This window comes from Clostridium sp. AF12-41, assembly GCF_003461685.1.
GTDB classification, from domain to species: domain Bacteria; phylum Bacillota; class Clostridia; order Lachnospirales; family Lachnospiraceae; genus Otoolea; species Otoolea fessa.
This window is the reverse complement of sequence record NZ_QTXO01000003.1, coordinates 278948-296676: the sequence shown is the minus strand read 5'-3', so window position 1 is coordinate 296676 and position 17729 is coordinate 278948. Positions and strand designations below refer to the sequence as shown.

Genomic DNA, 17729 nt, shown 5'->3' with positions numbered 1-17729 from the left:
TCAGATGTGCTGGATAGGTTTATTTTGTATCGCAAAATAAAAAGACTTGTGGTATACTTGGAAAAAATGATAAAACTTATACAGAGAGGCAGAACGTATGATCAAGATTATAAAAGAAGCACAGGTTCGAAGCGAGGAAGATAATCGGAATCTGCGAGAGACCGTGGCGGGGATTATTGGTGAGGTCCGGGGGCGCGGGGACGCGGCTCTGAGGGAGTACAATGAGAAGTTTGACGGATGTACCCGTGAATCGCTGCGGGTCAGCCGGGAGGAGATTGATGCGGCTTATAAGGAGCTGGGCGAGCAGGAGCTGGCGGATCTGAAAGCGGCGCATCACAATATCGAGGCATTTGCGAACGCGCAGAGACAGACCGTGAAACCGCTTGACAATTTCAGCCCGGAGCCGGGAGTCTTTTTAGGACACCGCATCATTCCGGTGGAGTCCTGCTGCTGTTATGTGCCGGGCGGCAATTATCCGCTGTATTCGACGGCGCTGATGTTAGCGACTCCGGCGAAGGCAGCGGGTGTAAAACGTATCACCGCCTGCTCTCCGGTAGTGCGGGGAACGGGTCATATCAATGCCAAGACGCTGGTAGCGATGGATCTGGCTGGTGTGGATGAGATCTACGCACTGGGCGGTGCACAGGCGATCGCAGCATTTTCCTATGGAACTGAGAGCATCAAGCCGGTGGATATTATTGTAGGGCCGGGTAACCGCTTCGTAACCGAGGCGAAACGTCAGTGCTACGGGCAGGTCGGCATCGACTTTGTAGCCGGACCGAGCGAGGTCCTGGTAATCGCGGACGGAAAAGCGAGCGCGAAGGTGGTAGCGGCAGATCTGCTGGCACAGTCCGAGCATGATGTCAATGCGAAAGGCATTCTTCTGACAACCGATGAGGCATTTGGAAAGAGCGTGATTGAGGCGGTAGAGGAAGAGCTGAAGATTCTGGATACGGCAAAGATTGCGAGACAGTCTTGGGATACGTTTGGAGAGATTGGCGTGGTAGACAGCCTGGACGAGGCAGTTCAGTATGCGAATGAGTACGCACCGGAGCATCTGGAGATCAACGTGGAAGATCCGGATGCACTGATTCCGAAGCTGGTTAATTACGGTTCCCTGTTTATCGGTCAGAATACGGCGGAGGTATTTGGTGATTATGCTTCCGGAACCAACCACACACTTCCGACTCTTCGGGCGGCACGTTATACCGGCGGCGTCTGGGTTGGTACATTCTTAAAGACCTGTACCCACCAGAGCATGACCCCGGAGGCATCCGCGCGGATCGCACCGCTTGTATCGCGTATGGCGCATGGAGAAGGATTATCTGGACATGCAGCGGCTGCGGATGCAAGAAAATAGGAAAAATAGAAAATAATAGAATAAAACCCCTCAGATGCTGCAGCATCTGGGGGTTTTGTGTTTCAAAGCATACCGCCTGCTATTCTTGTCTTTTATTCCGGATAAACCAGTCTCTCCGGACCAATTCCATCTAAGACTTCGCGCAGAAAGCGGTCAGCCAGCCAGTTTGCCATCGGCAGGTTCATATCGAGGTAGTTGCCGCAATCTTTTGCACAAGCACCCGGAACCTCGTCTTTGTAGTCGCGCATGAAAGTAAAGAGCCCTTTCATCAGCGGCACGATCTCCTCGGATGTCAGGTCGCCTGCGAGAAGCAGGTAGAAGCCGGTGCGGCAGCCCATCGGTCCGAAGTAGAGGACGCGGTCTTTCCATTCCTCGTTATTTCGCAGCCAGGTGGCAGCCAGGTGCTCAATGGTGTGAACCTCGGCAGTATTCATGACTGGCTCATAGTTGGGGCGTGTCATGCGGATATCAAAGGTGGTGATGACCTGATCGCCCACGCGATCCTTGCGGGACACATAGACGCCAGGGAGCAGTTTCAGATGGTCAATGGTGAAGCTTGTAATTTTATCCATGAAAATACCTCCAAGTCAGTTTCATTCATCCTTATTATAAGGAAATAACGCGGATCAGACAAGGGCTTTATTTACCCAGAACCGACAAGATTCTACATGTTAAATGCATAAAAATGCATAAATCATGCATAAACCATCCGAAAATGAATAAAAAACCTCTTGACGCATAGAACCTACCTATGCTATAATCTTTCAGAAAATGAACAAAGGCGTTCATGGGCTCTGCTCATGGACGCCTTTGTTGCAGAATCAGACAATTTATAAAATATGTCTCTAATGATGTAAAAAACGCATCTGAGGAAAAACAGATTTGCTCAAATGTGAGGCTATTGAGAATGAAAAAGTAAACTGCCTGCATGAAGCTATTCACAGGCGGGGTACGAGAGAGAAAGGAATGGTGACCAGATGGAGAAACCGGTATATCTTCTGTTGGAAAACGGCGACTATTTTGAGGGAAAAAGCTTTGGCGCTCCTTTACGTGAAGTGACCGGAGAAGTCGTATTCACAACCGGTATGACAGGATACCTTGAGACGATCACAGATCCCAGCTATTTTGGACAGATTGTCGTTCAGACATTTCCGTTAATCGGAAACTACGGAGTGATTCCGCAGGACTTCGAGAATGAAGAGGTATATTTATCAGCCTATATCGTAAAAGAGTGGTGTCAGGAACCTTCCAACTTCAGATGCAGTGGGGATCTTGACACCTTTTTTAAAGAAAGAAACATCCCGGGCGTCTATGGAATCGATACGAGAAAGCTGGCAAAAACCATTCGTGAATCCGGTTCGATGAACGGCTGGCTGACCGAGGTGAAGCCGCCGTATGACGCGAAAAAGCTGGAGGAAGTGAAAAACTTCCACATTACAAAGGCGGTTGAAACCGTTACACCAAAGAAATGTGAGATCAAACCGGCGGATGAGAAAGAAGAGTTCCAGATTGTGCTCTGGGATTTCGGCGCAAAGGAAAATATCATCCGCGAGCTGACCAGGCGCGGATGCCGCGTGGCTGACCTTCCGGCAGGTACGACGGCGGAGGAGATTCTTAAGATGAATCCGGACGGAATCATGCTTTCCAACGGTCCAGGCAACCCAGAGGACAACCCGGAGATCATCGAGGAGATCCGAAAGATTACGAAGGCTGGAAAACCGATGTTCGGCATCTGCCTGGGACACCAGCTGCTGGCGATTGCCAAGGGCGCGAAGACTGGAAAGATGAAATTCGGTCACAGAGGTGCGAACCAGCCGGTCAAGGATCTGACGACCGGACGCGTCTACATCAGCAGCCAGAACCACGGCTATGAGGTACTGCGCGATACGCTGCCGGAGGGCGCGGAGGAGACATTTATCAATGTCAACGACGGCACCTGCGAGGGCATCACCTACCACGATATGCCGGCATTTACCGTCCAGTTCCATCCAGAGGCTTGTGCAGGTCCGAAGGATACGGAAGAGCTGTTTGGGCGTTTCATTCAGATGATGAGAGATTATAAGAAAAAGGAGGGCGCGTCATGCCGTTAAATAAATCCCTGAAAAAAGTTATGGTAATCGGTTCCGGCCCTATCGTCATCGGTCAGGCGGCAGAGTTTGACTATGCAGGAACGCAGGCGTGCCGGGCTTTAAAAGAGGAAGGTCTGGAGGTCGTTTTAGTAAACTCCAACCCGGCAACCATCATGACGGACAGCGCCATTGCGGATCACGTATACATCGAGCCGCTGACCCTGGAATTTGTCAAGAGAATCATTGAAAAAGAGAAGCCTGACAGCATCCTGTCCACCCTGGGCGGACAGACCGGACTGACACTGTCCATGGAGCTTGCCAAAGAAGGTTTCTTAAAGAGCCACAATGTAACGCTTCTCGGCGCGTCCCCGGAGACCATCGATAAGGCGGAGGACCGCCAGTGCTTTAAAGACACGATGGAAGCTATCGGTGAGCCGGTCATTCCGTCCAAGGTTGTCACCACCATTGAGGATGCGCTTGATTTTGCCGAGGTTATTTCTTACCCGGTTATCGTGCGTCCGGCCTTTACCCTGGGCGGTACCGGCGGCGGTATTGCGGCAAATAAAGAAGAGCTTTACAACATCGCGGAGGCGGGTATCCGCCTGTCACCGATCAATCAGATTCTGGTTGAGAAATGTATTTCCGGATGGAAGGAGATCGAGTTTGAGGTAATGCGCGATGCCATCGGCAACGAGATTACGGTCTGCTCGATGGAAAACTTTGACCCGGTCGGCGTCCACACCGGCGACTCCATTGTTATCGCACCGGCTGTGACGCTGGCGGATAAGGAATACCAGATGCTTCGTTCTGCAGCGCTGAATATTATCCAGGCGATGGGCATCGAGGGCGGCTGCAACTGCCAGTTTGCGCTGAATCCGGAGAGCTTTGAATATGCCGTTATCGAGGTAAACCCGCGTGTATCCCGTTCTTCCGCCCTTGCTTCGAAAGCAACCGGATATCCGATTGCCCGCGTGGCAACCAAGATTGCGATCGGTTATCATCTGGACGAGATCCCGAACGAGGTAACCGGCGAGACGATGGCATGCTTCGAGCCGGCCCTTGACTATGTAACGGTTAAATTCCCGAAATGGCCATTTGATAAATTCGTTTACGGACGCCGGAAGCTGGGTACCCAGATGAAGGCAACCGGCGAGGTTATGGCGATCGGCCGCAACTTTGAGCAGGCGCTCATGAAAGCAGTCCGCGGCGCAGAGATCTCCCAGAACAGCCTGAACATGAAGAAACTAGCGCCGATGAGTGTGGAAGAGCTGAGAGAAAAAATTCTGGCGCAGGATGACGAGCGTCTGTTTGCAATCTATGAGAGCTTCAAGCGCGGCGTGACCGTTGCCGAGATTCATGAGCTGACCAAGATCGACGAGTGGTTCTTAAATAAACTGATGCATATCCTGTCCCTGGAACGCCGGATGCAGTCTGAGACTCTGAGCGATGCGCTTTATATGGAAGCCAAACAGAACGGATTCCCGGATGCAGTCATCAAGGAGATGACCGGGCTTTCGGAAATCAAGCATGTTCCGGCATGCTACCGCATGGTTGATACCTGCAGCGCTGAGTTTACGGCAAGCACCCCTTACTTCTACAGCACCTTCGGCGAGGAAGATGAGGCAGAAGAATTTATTAAAGAGAATGCAAGCGGAAAACCGGTTGTTATGGTATTTGGTTCCGGTCCGATCCGTATCGGTCAGGGTATCGAGTTCGATTTCGCCTCTGTTCACTGCGTATGGTCGTTAAAGAGAGCCGGTTATGAGGTTGTCATCGTAAATAACAACCCGGAGACCGTTTCCACCGACTTCAACGTAGCAGACCGTCTGTATTTTGAGCCGCTGACACCGGAGGATGTGCTGGATATTATCCGGATCGAGAAGCCGATCGGCGCAGTTGTGGCCTTTGGCGGACAGACAGCGATCCGTCTGACAAAATGCCTTGTAGAGAACAATATTCCGGTTCTCGGCACTCCGGCAGACAGCATCGATATGGCGGAGGATCGCGGACGTTTCGCAGCCCTGCTGAAAAAATTAAATATGAAACAGGCAGCGGGTCAGACCGTTTACACTGAGGATGAGGCAATCCAGGCGTCAAATCATCTGGGCTATCCGGTTCTGATGCGTCCGAGCTATGTATTAGGCGGACAAAACATGATTATCGCGTACAACGACGCCGATATTCATGAGTATATGAAGATTATTCTCTCACACAAGATTGAGAATGCGATCCTGATTGATAAATACCTGATGGGTACCGAGCTGGAGGTCGACGCGATCTGCGACGGCGAAACGGTTCTGATTCCGGGTATCATGGAGCACATCGAGCGTGCGGGCGTCCATTCCGGCGACTCCATCGCGGTATATCCGGCATTTATGCTGACCGAGAGCCAGAAAGACCGTCTGGTGGATTATTCCATCCGTCTGGCGCTGTCCATGAATACGAAAGGTCTGATCAATATCCAGTATGTCCTGCATGAGGATACGATCTATATCATCGAGGTCAACCCGCGTTCGTCCCGTACCGTGCCGTACATCAGCAAGGTAACTGGCGTGCCGATGGTCGATCTGGCAACCCGCATCATGATGGGCGAGAAGCTGGCTGACATGGGCTACGAGACAGGTCTGTATCCGTGCTCTCCGTACTACGCAGTCAAGGTTCCGGTCTTCTCCTTTGAGAAGCTGTCCAACGTAGATACACAGCTCGGACCGGAAATGAAATCGACCGGCGAGGTACTGGGTATCGCCCGGACGATGGAGGAAGCGCTGTTCAAAGGCCTGGTAGCAGCCGGATATACGATGAAGCGCGAGGGCGGCGTCTTAATCAGTGTCCGCGATACCGATAAGAGCGACCTGCGCGAGCTGGTCAAAGAGTACGTGGCGATGGGATTCCACATCTACGCGACCTCCGGTACTGCAAGCCGGTTAAACAGCGTTGGCATTTCTTCAACGTTAGTCAAGAAGCCGAAGGAAGCCAAAGAGGGCGAGGAGACGACCATTTCCCTGCTGGAAGAAGGAAAGATCAGCTATGTAATTTCCACTTCCAAGACGGGACGCCAGCCGGGACGCGACAGTGTCCGCCTGAGAAGAAAGGCGGTCGAGCTTGGTATTCCGTGCCTGACATCGCTTGATACCGCGGCTGTCCTGGCGCTGACACTGGAAAGCCAGTACAACGAGGACAACGTTGAATTGGTGGACATCGCGCATATTGCACATGGTGCAGCTGCTAGAAAAGAGCTGAGCCAGATGGAAAAACCGGAAGAAATCCAGATTCCGGGTTATGTGCTTCAGGAGCATGAGAACGACTAAAAAGAACGATGGTCTGCATGGATTCTGCGTTTTGAGGGTTGCGGAATCCGTGCAGGCTGAAATCTTTTGCGAAGGCAAAATTTGACAGAATCATATATGACGGAAAAAGTGGATTAATATTTTAAAGAAAGGAAGAGGAGGAAAAGCAGATGGCAAAATTTATTTTTGTGACAGGCGGTGTTGTATCAGGATTGGGGAAGGGTATTACAGCAGCGTCCCTGGGACGCCTTTTGAAGGCACGGGGATTTAAGGTAGCAGCGCAGAAGCTGGATCCGTATATCAACGTCGATCCGGGAACCATGAGCCCGTATCAACACGGCGAAGTATTCGTAACAAACGACGGTGCGGAGACGGATCTGGATCTGGGACATTATGAGCGTTTTATAGATGAAGATTTAAACCGTTATTCTAATCTGACGACCGGTAAGGTCTACTGGAATGTGTTAAATAAAGAGCGCCGCGGCGAATATCTGGGCGAGACGGTACAGGTAATTCCACATATCACAAATGAGATAAAATCATTTATCTATTCCGTGCAGGAAAAGACCGATGCGGACATCGTTATCACAGAGATCGGCGGAACGACCGGCGATATTGAGTCACAGCCGTTCCTGGAAGCCATCCGCCAGGTGTCCTGCGAGGCGGGACGCAGCAACTGCCTCTTCATCCATGTAACCCTGATTCCATATCTGGAATCTTCCGGCGAGCATAAATCAAAACCGACGCAGCATTCGGTTAAACAGCTGCAGTCCTTTGGTATCATGCCGGATATCATCGTGGCGCGCTGTGACCGTCCGGTGGACGATCCATCCATTTTCCGCAAGATCGCACTGTTCTGTAACGTCAAAGAGGACTGCGTCATCGAGAACCTGACCCTTCCGGTTCTCTACGAGGCGCCGATCATGCTGGAAGAAGCAGGACTTGCCAAGATCGTGCTTCGCGAACTTGGCATCGAGAAAGCGCCGCAAGAGTGCGATCTGGCGGAGTGGAAACATATGTTGGACCGAATCAAGAACAGCAGCAAGACAGTCAAGATTTCCCTGGTCGGCAAGTACGTCAAACTGCACGATTCTTATCTGTCGATCGTAGAATCCCTGCACCATGCCGGATGGGAAAATGGCGCGCAGGTGGAGATCAACTGGGTGGATAGTGAGACGATCACTCCGGAGACAGCGCCGGAAATTCTGGGCGGTTCAACCGGTATCATCGTGCCGGGTGGCTTCGGCATCCGAGGCATCGAGGGCATGATTGCGGCAGCTGATTATGCGAGAAGAAACAATATCCCGTACTTTGGCATCTGCCTTGGTATGCAGATCGCGGCGATCGCATTTGCCAGAGGCGTGTTAGGCTATGAGGATGCGAACTCAACCGAGTTTGCGCCGGACAGCAAGCATCCGGTCATCGCTCTGATGGAAGAGCAGATGGATCTGGCTGACATGGGCGGAACGATGCGTCTGGGTGCATATCCGTGCCGCATCAGTCCGGATACGCTGATGATGAAAGCCTATGGAAAAGGTCTGATCGAGGAGAGACATCGCCATCGTTATGAATTTAACAACAAGTTCCGGGAAGTTTATATGGAGCATGGCGCTGTCTTCTCCGGACAGTCTCCGGACGGTACGCTGGTAGAGGCGATGGAGATTCCGGGACATCCGTTCTATCTGGGAGTTCAGTACCATCCGGAGTTCAAGAGCCGCCCGAACCGCGCACATCCGATCTTCCGGGAGTTTGTGAAAGCGGCTCTGGAGGTAAAGGAAAAAAATTCTTAAAATAATGGAGAAAATAAAGTATGAAGATCAACGAAAACTATAAAAATCTGGAAGAAAGCTATCTGTTTTCCACCATCGCTAAAAAAGTAGATGAATACACCAAAGCCCATCCAGAGGCAAAAGTAATCAAAATGGGTATCGGTGACGTAACCCTTCCGATCTGCCAGAAAGCAGCTGACGCATTTGCAAAAGCAGCTATGGAGCAGGGCAAGGCGGCTACGTTCCATGGATATGGTCCGGAGCAGGGATATGATTTTCTGCGCGTAGCAGTTCAGAAGTATTATGCGTCCTTCCAGGTTGAGGTGGCGGCGGAGGATATATTCATCAGCGACGGCGCGAAGAGTGATGTCGGAAATATCCTCGATCTCTTTGATGCGGACAACACGGTCCTGATCCCGGATCCGGTATACCCGGTTTACATGGATACGAACGTGATGGCAGGCAGAAAGATCGTATTTATGGATGCCAATGTGGAAAATGGCTTTCTTCCGATGCCTCCGAAGGGACAGAAAGCGGATATTATTTATCTCTGCTCCCCGAACAACCCGACTGGCGGTGTGTACAACCGTGAGCAGTTAAAAGAGTGGGTTGACTATGCGAACGAGCAGGATGCGATTCTTTTATTTGATGCGGCGTATGAGTCCTTCGTAGCAGATCCGGCGCTTCCGAGAAGTATTTTTGAGATTGAGGGCGCAAAGACCTGCGCGATCGAGTTCTGCTCCCTTTCGAAGCTGGCAAGCTTTACCGGAACCCGCTGTGGCTATACCGTGGTTCCGTCTGAATTAGAGCGCGGTGGTTCTTCCATCCGCAAGATGTGGCTGCGCCGCCAGACAACCAAGTTTAACGGCGTTTCCTACCCGGTACAGCGCGCCGCAGAGGCAGCTCTTTCACCGGAGGGCATGGCACAGTGCCGCGAGCACCTGGACGTATACCGCACCAATGCGAAGATCATGACAGAGACCTTAAAAGAGCTTGGCATCTGGCACATCGGCGGCGAAAATTCACCGTACATCTGGATGCAGTGCCCGAACGGCATGAAATCCTGGGAGTTTTTCGACGATCTGCTTGCCAAGGCAAATGTGGTCGGCACACCGGGCAGCGGATTTGGTAAGAATGGAGAAGGATTCTTCCGTCTGACTGCATTTGGTACGACTGCGAATACAAAAGAGGCAATGGAGCGGATCAAGAAGGTTTACGGAAAATAAATAGCTCTATTTTATAAATGAGGGGGCTGGTGCATCTGGGGCATTGTTATCCTATGCACCGTCCCCTTTTTGCTGAAGCAGGGAGGTGAGGACCATGGTGACCTTAAACGATTATCTGTATTCCGGCGATACGATGTTTAAGATTTTAAAGAATTACAGCCGGGATTTGAAAACAGAGGCAAAACAGACAAACAATGAGATAGACCTGATACATGCAAATTTCCTGATTCAGATCCGGGAACTTTTGGAACACAACGATTTCCTGACTGCCCAGTCACAGAAGATCCGGGAATTTTATATCCATATGGCAAAGGAATATCCGCTTCTGGCATTTAATTTTAAGGGAAGAATCAAGTCGCTGATCCGCTCGGAGGCGAAATTTAATGGATATATCGTTGAATATATTTATGACTGTTATACGGAACATAAGGCATTTCCGTCGATCTCCGATTTGAAGCAGAGATTGAGCTGTTTCCGCGACCTGATCGCGTACCGGATCGTGATTTCACTGCCGAAGTGTTACCTGAAACCGGGGGAATCGCAGCAGGAGGCAGATATCCGGTACCTCTACCAGATTGCGAATGAACTTCCGGGATTTCTGGAGGAACGCGGGTTTACGGCGGAACCGGCATATGGGGTTAAGGAGAGCACCTCTTTGCTGATGGATGAGGAAGTCAGACCGTACTACCGTGATTATGTCTGCGGAAATAGTTCGGATGATTACCAGTCTCTGCATATTACGTTTTATGATAATTGTTCCAGAAGCTATGTGGAGGTACAGCTTCGCACGAAGCACATGGACGATATCGCGGAGATCGGCGTGGCAAATCATTTAAGCTATGAAAAGCGCCAAGAGGGCGAGCGGGCCAGGCGGGATGAGATACCGGAAGGTGCATGTATTTATTTTGATGAGGCATATGAACGCTGCCAGCGCCTGGTATCGCTCAATTTAGCTGAAGTGGATGTCAATATGTTTTCGGCGATCAACAATGACCTGGTCAATGACGGCTGCGGGCTGTACCGGGGGCGGCTGATTCTGCCGTATGAGCATTTGTCGAGGCATCAGAATGAGCTGGTGGATTGAGGGGTTCACGGGCAGGCATGAATCCGGTTGCGAATAGTTGACGAAACGGGAAGATTCATATATAGTTGCCTGTAAAGGAAAAATGACCGAAAATGATAGGGAGGAACCAGTTTATGGACCATACATCCTGCCGCCTGCGTCTGGCTGCCATCGCCGATGCACCTGCGATACTGGAAATTTATGCACAATATATGGACACGCCGATCACGTTTGAGACGGAGCTGCCGTCTCTGGAGGAATTTGAGGAGCGCATCCGGGCGATCACGGCGGAGTATCCGTGGATTGTCTGCGAGGATAAAACGGGCAGAATCATTGGCTATGCATATGGGCATAAGCAGCTTGAGCGCGCGGCGTACCGTTGGAATGCGGAACTTTCTGAATATCTGGACAGTCGGGTGACATCGAAGGGCATCGGCAAACGGATGCTTCTGGTGCTTTTAGAGCTTTTAAAGGCGCAGGGCGTCCACACCGTCTACAGTCTGGTGACGAGTCCGAATCTGAAGAGCGATGCGATGCATAATGGATGCGGCTTCCGGACGATGGGCGTGTGCAGGAATACCGGCTATAAGAGCGGAAAATGGCATGATGTTACCTGGTATGAGAAAGCGCTGCTGCCGTATGAGGACGTACCGGCGGAGATGATTCCGATTGGGAAGATGGAGAAGGAGACGGTAGATAAGATTTTGGCGTCTTTTTGAACAGAGACATAAAACAAATCTGCATAAAATAAACAGGGCGTGTGAAAAAGGAATTTCCCATTTTCACACGCCCTGATCAGTTCTCTTTTATTCACCAGCGCCGTAATGCGCTGTCCATTCATTCACTCAGATTAGTTGAAGTATCTCTTTAACAGACCCTCAAATGCCTTGCCATGTCTAGCCTCGTCACGAGCCATCTCATGAACGGTGTCATGGATTGCATCCAGGTTAGCAGCTTTCGCACGTTTTGCAAGGTCAAATTTGCCTTCGGTTGCGCCGTGCTCAGCCTCTACACGCATCTCCAGGTTCTTCTTGGTGGAATCAGTTACAACCTCACCCAGAAGCTCTGCAAACTTAGCAGCGTGCTCAGCCTCTTCGTAAGCTGCCTTCTCCCAGTACAGACCGATTTCCGGATAGCCCTCTCTGTGAGCTACACGTGCCATCGCCAGGTACATACCAACTTCTCTGCACTCGCCTTCATAGTTAGCTCTTAAATCTTCGAGAATATCCTCGCTGACACCCTGTGCCACACCAACTACGTGCTCAGCTGCCCATGTCATCTCGCCGGACTGCTCTTTGAACTTGGAAGCCGGAGCGCCGCATACTGGACATTTCTCCGGAGCAGCCTCACCCTCGTATACGTAACCACATACTGTACAGACAAATTTCTTCATAGTCAATTCTCCTTTTCTAAAATAAATTTTTAATTTCGTGTTTTATAGAAACAATAAATAGATAGTAAAGTTGCTTGCAACCATTCTGTTTCATAGGAGCTTTTAAAACGAAATCGTTTATTTGGCTTAAATGAAATCAGTAATGATTACTGATGTTAAGATATCATAGATTCCTGTGTTTGTCAATAAAAAAATAGAAATAATTCTTATTTTTTTCATTTTTATCGATAACCTGGATATTCTCAGAACTTTTTCGCTGGTGATGTATTCATACCCGGTCAGCGCATGGCAGAAATCGGGAAGCGGCTCATTTGGTCCCGTCTGTTCCGATACAAAATCAGCCGCTTCTATATTAGTGTTTTTCCCCTTTCAGACACTCATCGCATATCCCATAGAAAAACACGGTATGGTCATCGATCGTTCCCGGCGCAAATTCTTTGGCGGCTGTCTCCAGCTCCTTGGTTGCTTCCATCGGAATATCCATGACCCGTCCGCACTGGCGGCAGACGTAGTGGTAATGTGGGGATGTATCATAATCGAAATGATCCGTGCCGTCGCCGCAGGACAGCTTCCGGATCTCGCCCAGCTCAACTAACAGGTTTAAATTGCGGTAAACGGTTCCAAGGCTGATATTCGGAAACTGTTCCCGGATGCTGGTGTAAAGGGCGTCGGCGGTCGGATGATCCTTCCGGCTCATCAGGCAGGCTTTGATCGATTCGCGCTGACGGCTGTATTTTAAGGTTTTCATAAGCGACACTCCAATCCTTCTAAATAATATTGATAATGATTATTATTTATATTATGCGTCCTGACGCGATGAAAGTCAATCTTTTTTCAAAGATTTCCGTGAGAAATTTTAGAGTCAAATTTCAACATCACCGATGCATAAAAGATCCCGTCCTCATACCGGAAATCCACCAGACCCTGGTACCGCTCAGCGATCGAACGGATGGAGGCGGTTCCCGTGCCGAAGCCGTCATGTTTGGTCGAGCGGAACCGCCCATTTTCCTCGATCGGCGGATGGCAGCAGGTGTTGTCAACGGCGATCACGATGTGACCGGCATCCTCCTGGACGCAGATGCGGATAAACGGCGCGCTGTCCGTACATTCCCGACAGGCGTCGAGGGCATTTTCCAGAAGATTGCCGAAGATCGAGCAGAGCTCCGGCTCACCCAGCGGGAGAGAGGGCGGAAGCTGGATGCGGACCGAAAAATCGACCGACGCCTTGCGTGCCTCCTCGCCGTAATAGCTGATAATCGTGTTGACCGCATAATTTTCACACCAGGTCCGCGCGGTGTCCGGTGGAAGCGTCATACGGTATTGTTCGATGTAGGTATTCAGATCCTCCGTTTTCCCGCTTTGCAGGTAATGCTCGATGAGATTTAAGTGCTGGCGCAGGTCGTGGCGCGCCTCCCGCACCTCTTCGATGTGGCGGGAAAGCTGCTGATACTGTGTGTACTGCATCGCCAGGAGGGTGTCCTGCTGCGCCGCGCGTTCTTCCAACTGCGCCTGCTGGCGGACTGCATTGAGCGCTTCCAAAAGGACATAGTAGATGAGAATTGTCATAGCAAAGAGCCAGAGGCGCGTGAGGATAAAACGGAACTTGCGGACGGTATCAATGTTTAAATCAAAGTTATAAGCGCAGATAATCAGGGTGCATGAAAATGGAATAAACCAGACTTTCTGCCAGAATGCGGAGCTGTCTACCTGAAAAACGCGTTCCGTGGCATTTTTCATAAATTTGAGCCCGAGGGGGAGCGTCAGAAGCAGAAGAATCGAGATGAGCAGCAGGCTTTGATCGCGGAGTGAATAATAGGTAATGCTGGGATCGTAGAACAGACGGCTTTCCAGAAAGAAACAGATGCCCCGGACTGTGACAAAATAATTCAGGATGAAGTTTCCCAGAAACAGAAGTTTCCAGAAATTAGCCTTCACACATAAAAAATAGATCGCCAGGGAAACGAAGGCAAATACCGTGTCGGTGACCCGGGTCGGTTTACCGTGGCTGATCAGGTAGGTATACAGGGAGGACTGGAGCAGCTGACCGATAAAAATGAACAGAATCAGGATTTTAATCGGAAATCGAAGCTGCTTTTTAAATGGCAGAATCGATAAAATAAAAAAAAGGAATGGAATAGACGGTTTCAACGAGAAATGCCTTGCCAAACACAGACCAGTTCATAGAGTACCTCCCTTCCGCAATGTGTCAAACAAGTAGGTTGCAAATGCTTCTTTTGTCTCTTTTTTCTTCCGGCGGCTGCAGAAAAAGCAGCTGCCGTTTTTCAGATGGACAGAACCGTCCTCGTCCACCGAGGCAACCTGTGAAAAATTGATAAGCAGCCCGCGTCCGCTCATGTAAAAACGTCTGCCCTTCGGGAGCAGCGACATTAGCTCCGAAAAAGAAATCCGTGTGGCGGTGTCACCGGAACTGGTGTGGATGATCAGCCGGTGGTTCTGCGTCTCCGCATACAGAAAATCATCAAGCAGAATCCGCTGCGTGGATGACTGTCCCCGTCCGAGCGCCGCCTGAATTTCGATGTAGGCAGGCGCGGCAAGAAATGTCCGGATCTCATCGAGACACCAGGCAAGCGCCTTTTCCTCAACCGGTTTTAAGAGATAATCAAGGGGATGGGCACGATAGCCTTGCAGCGAATAATCGCGTTCCGATGTGGTGAAAACGATCGGGAGACGTTGCGCGCTCTTGCGAAGCTCCAGCGCCGTGTCAATGCCATTGCGCCCGTTCCGGTCCAGCATAATATCCATAAAAACCGCATTAAAAAGTCCCGGACGGAACGCTTCCAGAAATGCCTCGCCGCTCTCGTAGCAGTCAAAGTGCGCCGTTTCCCCGTGCTTCTCCAAGTTCTCCTGTATCAAATGAATCAGATGATTCTGATCTATTTTCAAGTCCTCAACAATCGCAAAATGCATCAAAGCTCAACCGCCTGCCACTCAAAATGTGTGTAAATATACTCACATCGAGATGTTGTAAGTTCTCACGAACATTACTTACTGCTTCATCGTATATGCTTTTACAATCTGTAAACAGATATGCTACTCACAAGTTCTTGTATACTCCACAGTCGTTAATTCCCGAAATAGCCTTCGGTACATACTTACATTTGCTTTTCATTATGCAATCTTGTAAGTTTTAGCATCTTTTAAATTAAGTGCCGCATTGAGATCCCTATCTGCAACATAGCTACAATCACATCTATAGATTCTATCTGAAAGTTTTAAATCTTTCTTTATAGAACCGCAACAATGACATAGTTTAGAAGATGGATAAAATCTATCTACAACCCTAAGTTCAATATTGTTATCATCACATTTGCTTTTCAGTGTAGTTCTAAACTCGTAGAATTTCTGTGATGCAACAGCTTTAGAAAGATGCCTGTTCTTCATCATACCTGACACATTCAAATCTTCAATCGTTATATAAGATGGTTTGGTTTTCACTATCTCAGCAATTATCTTATTGATGTAATCAGTATGGATATTATCCCGTCTATGATAAAGTTTCTGTACTTTGAGCTTTTGCTTTTGTATATTTGCTCTTTGAGTGGACTCTCCTTTCTTTAAATATTCATATTTACGAGAGAGACATTTTTGCTCTCTTCGTAGTTGTTTTTCAAGTTTCTTTAATCTTGCTGATTTATTAATGTTCTTGTACGTCTTTCCGTTTGAAACAATAGCAAAATTTTTTAAGCCTAAGTCTATCCCAATGCCATCATTATTACTGCTATCAATAAGCATATCAGGAATCTCTACAAGAACGGATACATAGTATCTACCAGCTTTAATAGATACCGTACCGCTTTTAATTACATACCCATCTTTTGTCGTAGGAATATATCCTTTTTCTTTGATACGAACCCAACCAAGTGATGGAATATTAATTCTGTGTCTTTCGCATCGGCAATCCTTTGGATTATTCTTTACGAAATACATCTTCACATCAGATTTTCCTTTCTTTTTAAAATTAGGAAAAGCACTTTGATGTTTGAAAAATCTGGTAAATGCGACACAACCATTTTCGATTGAACGCTTTACAGATTTTGAACTGACTTCCTTAATCCATAGCTTATCTGGATTTTTGGGAAGATACTCATTGTTCAGCCAGACACTAAAACTTTTACCACTCATAAACTTTTCTCCATTGTCATGAAGCTCTTTGTTGTGAGCGAGATAGAAGTTGTAAATATATCTACAAGTTCCTATTGTTTTACGGATCTTAACTTTCTGCTCCTCTGTCGGATTTATTTCCGTTTTGAAGCTCTTTAGCAATTTCCACATCCCTTTCTATTTGTTTTTTATACTTACGAAGTCCGTACAACCTACAAGAGAACGCATGGAGTATTGAAACAATATCCTGCACGAGTTCTTCTTGTGGTGATAGTTCTTCATTGTTCACTACCACGATGGTCGTATTAAACTTCGTACAGAATTTTTCAAACCAGTCGTAACCAAATCTGATAAATCTATCTTTGTGAGTTACGATTATGGTTTTGATTTTTTGTTCCATCACTTCATCTAATAATTCGTTCCACTTTTTACGATTGTAATTAAGACCACTTCCATAATCTTCAATGCACTGGTCTACAATAATACCTTTAGCATTACAAAACTGTCGTAAAAATGCAACTTGGTTTTGTAAATCATCTTTTTGATTTTTTGTAGATACCCTGGCATAAATAACTACCTGACGTTGGTCATCTTCAGTATTTATTCCTTTGAATTGCAGATATTGGTCATAAGTGTAATAACGTCTATCAGTTGGAGTTCGGTTTGCCTTTAGAGTTCCTTCTCTATCCCAACGCTGTAATGTTTTTACGGATACCCCTAACAGTTCAGCGAAATCTTTTGGCTTGTAATTTGTGATATTTGATGTGTTCATAATAATTTACTCCTTTGAGTATATTTAAACACATTTAATCACATTGGTCAATAAATTCGATTACTTAATATATTCTCCTTTATTCAAAACCGTGACCATTTAGGTCGAGGTTTGACCGTTTGCGTCGATGTGGTTTTCATTAAATCGCTCATTTGGTATGCTTATAGTATAAAAGTTATGACCCGAAATGTAAATGAAATGTTGTTACAGATAAATCAAAAAAGGCAGGTGGGATATGGTACGGGTAGTGATATATGGAGAAAAACCGACCGACATTGAAGGACTGGAAAAAATGCTGCGTGAAATATTGACTGAAAACCGCAGATGGCCGATGATTCACACGTATATCAGCGATCTGGACGCATATCTGCACTTTGTAAAGGGGAATCCCTACCTCATTATGCTGGCATCCGTCCAGGGCAGACAGGGAGCGGAAATCGTAGAAAAAATCCGGGAAAACAACCCGGCGGCGTCCTTGATCTGGCTTTCCGACCGGGACAATGCCCTTGAATCCTGGCGGATCCATGTGACTGCATTCGGGGTATTTCCGACGAAAAAAGAAGAATTAGAAGAACTTCTGGCGGCGTGCAGCGAAAGCCTGCTGGCTCGGAAGAAAAAGTATTTTGTTCAAGTGGGAAACAGACTGAAATAGAAAAATTCGCTCAGAA

General features: G+C 48.4%; 15 protein-coding genes. 8 read left to right on the top strand and 7 right to left on the bottom strand.

Going from position 1 to position 17729, the window contains the following annotated elements:
* Positions 1–97 precede the first annotated feature (97 nt).
* Positions 98–1360 carry a histidinol dehydrogenase gene (gene hisD, locus DWV73_RS07200; protein ID WP_333549865.1) on the top strand — a complete coding sequence of 421 codons (1263 nt, stop codon included), beginning with the start codon at positions 98–100 and terminating at the stop codon, positions 1358–1360.
* A 92-nt stretch (positions 1361–1452) separates the two neighbouring features.
* Here hisD and DWV73_RS07195 read toward each other — a convergent pair whose 3' ends face one another.
* Positions 1453–1932: an S-ribosylhomocysteine lyase gene (locus tag DWV73_RS07195; protein WP_022359008.1), complete on the bottom strand. Its 480-nt coding sequence runs from the start codon at positions 1930–1932 to the stop codon at positions 1453–1455.
* A gap of 405 nt (positions 1933–2337) precedes the next feature.
* Here DWV73_RS07195 and DWV73_RS07190 point away from each other — a divergent pair, with 405 nt between their 5' ends.
* The 6 genes from DWV73_RS07190 to DWV73_RS07165 all read left to right on the top strand — a co-directional run bounded on the left by DWV73_RS07190 (position 2338) and on the right by DWV73_RS07165 (position 11493).
* Entirely contained in the window at positions 2338–3450 is a 1113-nt protein-coding gene (locus tag DWV73_RS07190) for a carbamoyl phosphate synthase small subunit (RefSeq protein WP_117796273.1), read from the top strand.
* Positions 3441–6737 carry a carbamoyl-phosphate synthase large subunit gene (carB, locus tag DWV73_RS07185; protein WP_117796272.1) on the top strand — a complete coding sequence of 1099 codons (3297 nt, stop codon included), beginning with the start codon at positions 3441–3443 and terminating at the stop codon, positions 6735–6737. The genes DWV73_RS07190 and carB overlap by 10 nt, the downstream gene beginning before the upstream one ends.
* Before the next feature lie 149 nt (positions 6738–6886).
* Positions 6887–8506 carry a CTP synthase gene (locus DWV73_RS07180; protein ID WP_117796271.1) on the top strand — a complete coding sequence of 540 codons (1620 nt, stop codon included), beginning with the start codon at positions 6887–6889 and terminating at the stop codon, positions 8504–8506.
* A gap of 20 nt (positions 8507–8526) precedes the next feature.
* The gene (locus tag DWV73_RS07175; RefSeq protein WP_107000653.1) at positions 8527–9711 is read left to right on the top strand and encodes an LL-diaminopimelate aminotransferase; all 1185 of its coding nucleotides are present in this window, start codon (positions 8527–8529) and stop codon (positions 9709–9711) included.
* Between the two features lie 94 nt (positions 9712–9805).
* Positions 9806–10795, top strand: a complete 990-nt coding sequence (locus DWV73_RS07170; protein ID WP_117796270.1) for a guanosine polyphosphate pyrophosphohydrolase — start codon at positions 9806–9808, stop codon at positions 10793–10795.
* A gap of 113 nt (positions 10796–10908) precedes the next feature.
* A complete protein-coding gene (locus tag DWV73_RS07165; protein WP_117796269.1) occupies positions 10909–11493 on the top strand; it encodes a GNAT family N-acetyltransferase in 585 nt (194 codons plus the stop codon).
* A gap of 131 nt (positions 11494–11624) precedes the next feature.
* Here the strand turns inward: DWV73_RS07165 and DWV73_RS07160 are convergent, their stop codons facing one another.
* The 6 genes from DWV73_RS07160 to DWV73_RS07135 form a co-directional block, all read right to left on the bottom strand.
* A complete protein-coding gene (locus tag DWV73_RS07160; RefSeq protein ID WP_107000650.1) occupies positions 11625–12167 on the bottom strand; it encodes an NADH peroxidase in 543 nt (180 codons plus the stop codon).
* Positions 12168–12519: 352 nt separating this feature from the next.
* Positions 12520–12915 (bottom strand): transcriptional repressor, encoded by a 396-nt coding sequence (locus DWV73_RS07155; protein ID WP_107000649.1) that lies wholly within the window; start codon positions 12913–12915, stop codon positions 12520–12522.
* An 86-nt stretch (positions 12916–13001) separates the two neighbouring features.
* On the bottom strand, positions 13002–14333 hold the full coding sequence (locus DWV73_RS07150; RefSeq protein ID WP_207661065.1) for a sensor histidine kinase: 1332 nt from the start codon (positions 14331–14333) through the stop codon (positions 13002–13004).
* Between the two features lie 12 nt (positions 14334–14345).
* Entirely contained in the window at positions 14346–15095 is a 750-nt protein-coding gene (locus tag DWV73_RS07145) for a LytTR family DNA-binding domain-containing protein (protein ID WP_117796267.1), read from the bottom strand.
* Between the two features lie 201 nt (positions 15096–15296).
* Positions 15297–16451 (bottom strand): transposase, encoded by a 1155-nt coding sequence (locus tag DWV73_RS07140; protein WP_333523612.1) that lies wholly within the window; start codon positions 16449–16451, stop codon positions 15297–15299.
* Complete coding sequence (locus DWV73_RS07135) at positions 16399–17046, bottom strand: IS607 family transposase (RefSeq protein ID WP_181986229.1); 648 nt, start codon at positions 17044–17046, stop codon at positions 16399–16401. The genes DWV73_RS07140 and DWV73_RS07135 overlap by 53 nt, the downstream gene beginning before the upstream one ends.
* A 250-nt stretch (positions 17047–17296) precedes the next feature.
* Between DWV73_RS07135 and DWV73_RS07130 the strand changes: the two genes are divergently transcribed.
* A complete protein-coding gene (locus DWV73_RS07130; protein ID WP_117796264.1) occupies positions 17297–17713 on the top strand; it encodes a hypothetical protein in 417 nt (138 codons plus the stop codon).
* Positions 17714–17729 lie beyond the last annotated feature (16 nt).

Bases quoted from the DNA above. Each gene is read 5' to 3' on its own strand.
- hisD (WP_333549865.1), top strand. From the start codon at position 98: ATGATCAAGATTATAAAAGAAGCACAGGTTCGAAGCGAGGAAGATAAT.
- DWV73_RS07195 (WP_022359008.1), bottom strand. From the start codon at position 1,932: ATGGATAAAATTACAAGCTTCACCATTGACCATCTGAAACTGCTCCCT.
- DWV73_RS07190 (WP_117796273.1), top strand. From the start codon at position 2,338: ATGGAGAAACCGGTATATCTTCTGTTGGAAAACGGCGACTATTTTGAG.
- carB (WP_117796272.1), top strand. From the start codon at position 3,441: ATGCCGTTAAATAAATCCCTGAAAAAAGTTATGGTAATCGGTTCCGGC.
- DWV73_RS07180 (WP_117796271.1), top strand. From the start codon at position 6,887: ATGGCAAAATTTATTTTTGTGACAGGCGGTGTTGTATCAGGATTGGGG.
- DWV73_RS07175 (WP_107000653.1), top strand. From the start codon at position 8,527: ATGAAGATCAACGAAAACTATAAAAATCTGGAAGAAAGCTATCTGTTT.
- DWV73_RS07170 (WP_117796270.1), top strand. From the start codon at position 9,806: ATGGTGACCTTAAACGATTATCTGTATTCCGGCGATACGATGTTTAAG.
- DWV73_RS07165 (WP_117796269.1), top strand. From the start codon at position 10,909: ATGGACCATACATCCTGCCGCCTGCGTCTGGCTGCCATCGCCGATGCA.
- DWV73_RS07160 (WP_107000650.1), bottom strand. From the start codon at position 12,167: ATGAAGAAATTTGTCTGTACAGTATGTGGTTACGTATACGAGGGTGAG.
- DWV73_RS07155 (WP_107000649.1), bottom strand. From the start codon at position 12,915: ATGAAAACCTTAAAATACAGCCGTCAGCGCGAATCGATCAAAGCCTGC.
- DWV73_RS07145 (WP_117796267.1), bottom strand. From the start codon at position 15,095: ATGCATTTTGCGATTGTTGAGGACTTGAAAATAGATCAGAATCATCTG.
- DWV73_RS07130 (WP_117796264.1), top strand. From the start codon at position 17,297: ATGGTACGGGTAGTGATATATGGAGAAAAACCGACCGACATTGAAGGA.